This is a genomic window from Tistrella bauzanensis (assembly GCF_014636235.1).
Classification (GTDB): Bacteria; Pseudomonadota; Alphaproteobacteria; order Tistrellales; family Tistrellaceae; genus Tistrella; species Tistrella bauzanensis.
On record NZ_BMDZ01000147.1, the window covers coordinates 1 to 3,125 of the forward strand.

At 66.3% G+C, this 3,125-nt stretch carries 3 protein-coding genes; all 3 read right to left on the bottom strand.

From position 1 onward, the window contains the following. Window positions 1-79 precede the first annotated feature (79 nt). Complete coding sequence (locus IEW15_RS25085) at window positions 80-850, bottom strand: SDR family NAD(P)-dependent oxidoreductase (protein WP_188583213.1); 771 nt, start codon at window positions 848-850, stop codon at window positions 80-82. A 57-nt stretch (window positions 851-907) separates the two neighbouring features. Further along, window positions 908-1,954: a phosphotransferase family protein gene (locus IEW15_RS25090; protein WP_188583215.1), complete on the bottom strand. Its 1,047-nt coding sequence runs from the start codon at window positions 1,952-1,954 to the stop codon at window positions 908-910. A 198-nt stretch (window positions 1,955-2,152) separates the two neighbouring features. Beyond that, on the bottom strand, window positions 2,153-3,061 hold the full coding sequence (locus tag IEW15_RS25095; RefSeq protein WP_188583217.1) for a radical SAM protein: 909 nt from the start codon (window positions 3,059-3,061) through the stop codon (window positions 2,153-2,155). Window positions 3,062-3,125: the final 64 nt, after the last annotated feature.

The following is a 3,125-nucleotide window of genomic DNA, read 5'->3' on the forward strand; positions in this document are numbered from 1 at the left end:
TCGCTTGGTCAATCTGGCGACGCACCCATCAGGCCCAAGCAAAGCTCGCTCACATCAGGAGAAATACGCAACTGTAATGTTAGCCCAGGGTAAAGCCGCCGTCCACGGCCAGCACCGCCCCGGTCATGAAGCTGGACGCGTCGGACGCCAGCAGCAGCAGCGCGCCATCCAGTTCCGATGCGGCACCCAGGCGCCGCTGGGCCACCTTGCGCAGCAGCCGCTTGCCGCCCTCGGTCTCGAAGAAATCGGCATTGATGTCGGTCTCGATATAGCCCGGCGCGATGGCGTTGACCCGCACGCCCGATTTGGCGAGTTCCAGCCCCATGGCCTTGGTCATGTGGATCATGCCGGCCTTCGACGCGCAATACGGCACCAGATTGCCGATCACCGACAGGCCCAGCACAGAGGCGATGTTGATGATGCTGCCGCCATTGCCAGCCGCCATCCGCTTCGCCGCCGCCTGTGCCACCAGGAAGGCGCCCTTCAGATTGGTGTCGACGGTGCGGTCCCAGTCATCCTCGGTCAGTTGCAGCACCGGCTTCGACACCGCGACACCGGCATTGTTGACCAGCACGTCCAGCCGGCCGCCCAGCTTCCGCGTCGCCTCTTCGACGGCCGCATCGATCGCGGCCGATCCGGCGGTGACATCCAGCGCCACCGACGCGGCCTCGCCGCCGGCCGCGGTGATTTCGGCTTCCAGCGCCGCCAGCTTCTCGACCTGGCGGGCGGCAAGCACCAGACGCGCGCCATGGGCCGCCAGCGTGCGGGCAAAGCTGGCGCCAAGGCCCTGGCTGGCACCGGTGATCAGGATGGCACGGCCGGTGACATCGAACGGATTGGTGGTGGTCATCGGTATGGTCTTGTCCCTTGATTGATGATGGAGGCGCGGGCCGGCCGCGCCCGGCCGTCAGCCGCGGGTGCGGATCAGCGCATGCCCGACATCGGCGACCAGCCGGGCTTTGCGGCCGCGTTCCAGCGCATAGGGCGACGAGGCATTGCCCTGCAGCGCGCGGGCATAGACGCCCTGAAGAATGCCGACCGACCGGAACAGCGCGAAGGCGACGTGGAAGGTCCAGTCATTGATCGCCGGCCGGCCGGTCAGGCGGGCATAAAGGTCCAGCAGCTCGGCCTCGCCCGGCACGCCCAGCGCCGCCGTGTCGACACCGACATACCCGCCGAATTCTGACGCGGGCATGTAATGGTGCATGAGGTGATAGCCCAGATCGGCCAACGGCTCGCCCAGCGTCGACAACTCCCAGTCGAGCACGGCGCGGATCGCCGAGCCGTCCTCGGCGGCGATGCAGTTCTCCAGCCGGAAATCGCCATGCACCAGGGTGGTGCGTTCAGGATCTTTCGGCATATTGGCCGGCAGCCACGCGATCAGCGCTTCCATGCCCTCGATCCGGTCGGTTTCGGCGGCACGATACTGCCGCGTCCAGACCGCGATCTGGCGTTCATAGAAGCTGCCGGGCCGGCCGTAATCGCCAAGTCCCACGGCGTTCACATCCACGCTGTGCAGGGCGGCCAGGGTCTCGATCAGCCGGATCATCACCACACGGCGCTGCCCGGGCGACAGCGCCGGCAGCATCAGATCGCCGAAGGTCGCGCCCCGAACATGCCCCATCAGATAGAACGGCGTGCCGACGATGCCGGGATCCGCGCAGTAATGCACGGCCGCGGGCACCGGCACAGGGGTATCGGCCAATGCCGACAGCACCCGGAATTCACGGTCGATCTGGTGTGCCTTGGGCAGCAGGGTGCCCGGCGGCTGCTTGCGCAGCACATAAGCCCCGCCATCGGTATCGATCCGGAAGGTCGGGTTCGACTGGCCGTTGGTGAACCGGTGCAGGCGGATCGGGCCGCGGAAGCCGGGCACCACTGCGTCGAGATAGGCAGCCAGGCGGTCGACGTCGAAAGGAATTTCGGTCGTGTCGGAAAGGGCATCGGCAGGCATCGGCAGGGCGTTCCTCGCAGGGCGACCGCCCCTGCCCGGCGGGCCGCACGCTCGTGATCATGCATGCGATGATCATGAGCGGCTGCCGACGATGCGGGACGGCTCTATCGTCGTTCAGACGTTCGTTCCAAACGCCTGTCCGCGCATAGTGCCTCAGCCCGCCTGCCGCGTCGACACCACACGGCCATGCCGCACAGCTTACGCCGCCGCCGCGTCGGTCCACGCCATGCAGTGCTTCAGGAAATCGTCATAGCTGTTAAAGCTCTTCGGCACCGACAAGCTGCTTTGTGCATAGATCCGGCCGATATCGCCGATCATCTCGGCCTCGCGCGCCAATGCGCCACGCACTTTCACCAGGGCCTGCCCCAGCGCGTCGTCATCAACGGTGCGCAGCCTGGGCAGCCGGTCGGCGAAACCGGTCATTTCCTCTTCCGACAGGAACAGCCGCGCCACATAGGGAAACAGGCTGGTCGCCGGATGCGACCAATGGCGTTCGCACAGCACTTCGGACAGGGTGTAGATGCCATCCACCGCCTTGCGGCTGAGCGGCGCCCAGCGTTCCGCCCAACTGTTGCAACTGGCGCATTTCGGCCGGCCCTGCTTCATCACCATCGCCGATGCGTCGAGCTCGGTGCGGCATCGCCGACACCACCAGCTTTGCGTGTACTGGAACGGGATGTTGATGAACAGATCCCAATCCGCTTCCGGCATCACCTCGATGCCCTCAGGCGGGCTGTGGATCAGCGGCGCGCGCCGCGCCAGTTGAAACCGGGTCGGCTTCACCGTCAGCACATCGCGGCCGCGATCGGTGAGAAAGCGGAACAGCGGCAGCACGTGATGGATCGGCTCGCCCGGATAGCCGACGATGAAGAAGACATGGTTCCAGATGCCGGCCGCCGTGGTGTTGGCCAGGCTGCGCGCGTATTCATCCGGCGTGTTGCCCTTCTTCATCGCCTTGATGGTCGCGGGGGCGATGCTCTCCAGCCCGAATTGCAGGAACCGGCCGCCGGCCTCACGCACCTGGACGCAGGTATCGGCATCCAGATAGGCGCGCTCGAACCGGGCATAGGCCTCCCAGTGAATGTCGCTCAGGAGGCTGTCGCGCAATGAGCGCGGCGGGCTGGTTTAGAGCGTCACCGTCGCCTGGGACGGCGTGAGGCGGCCCGTCCTC

Excerpts from the sequence above, each read along its gene's own strand:
- IEW15_RS25085 (WP_188583213.1), bottom strand. The coding sequence starts at position 850 with ATGACCACCACCAATCCGTTCGATGTCACCGGCCGTGCCATCCTGATC.
- IEW15_RS25090 (WP_188583215.1), bottom strand. The coding sequence starts at position 1,954 with ATGCCTGCCGATGCCCTTTCCGACACGACCGAAATTCCTTTCGACGTC.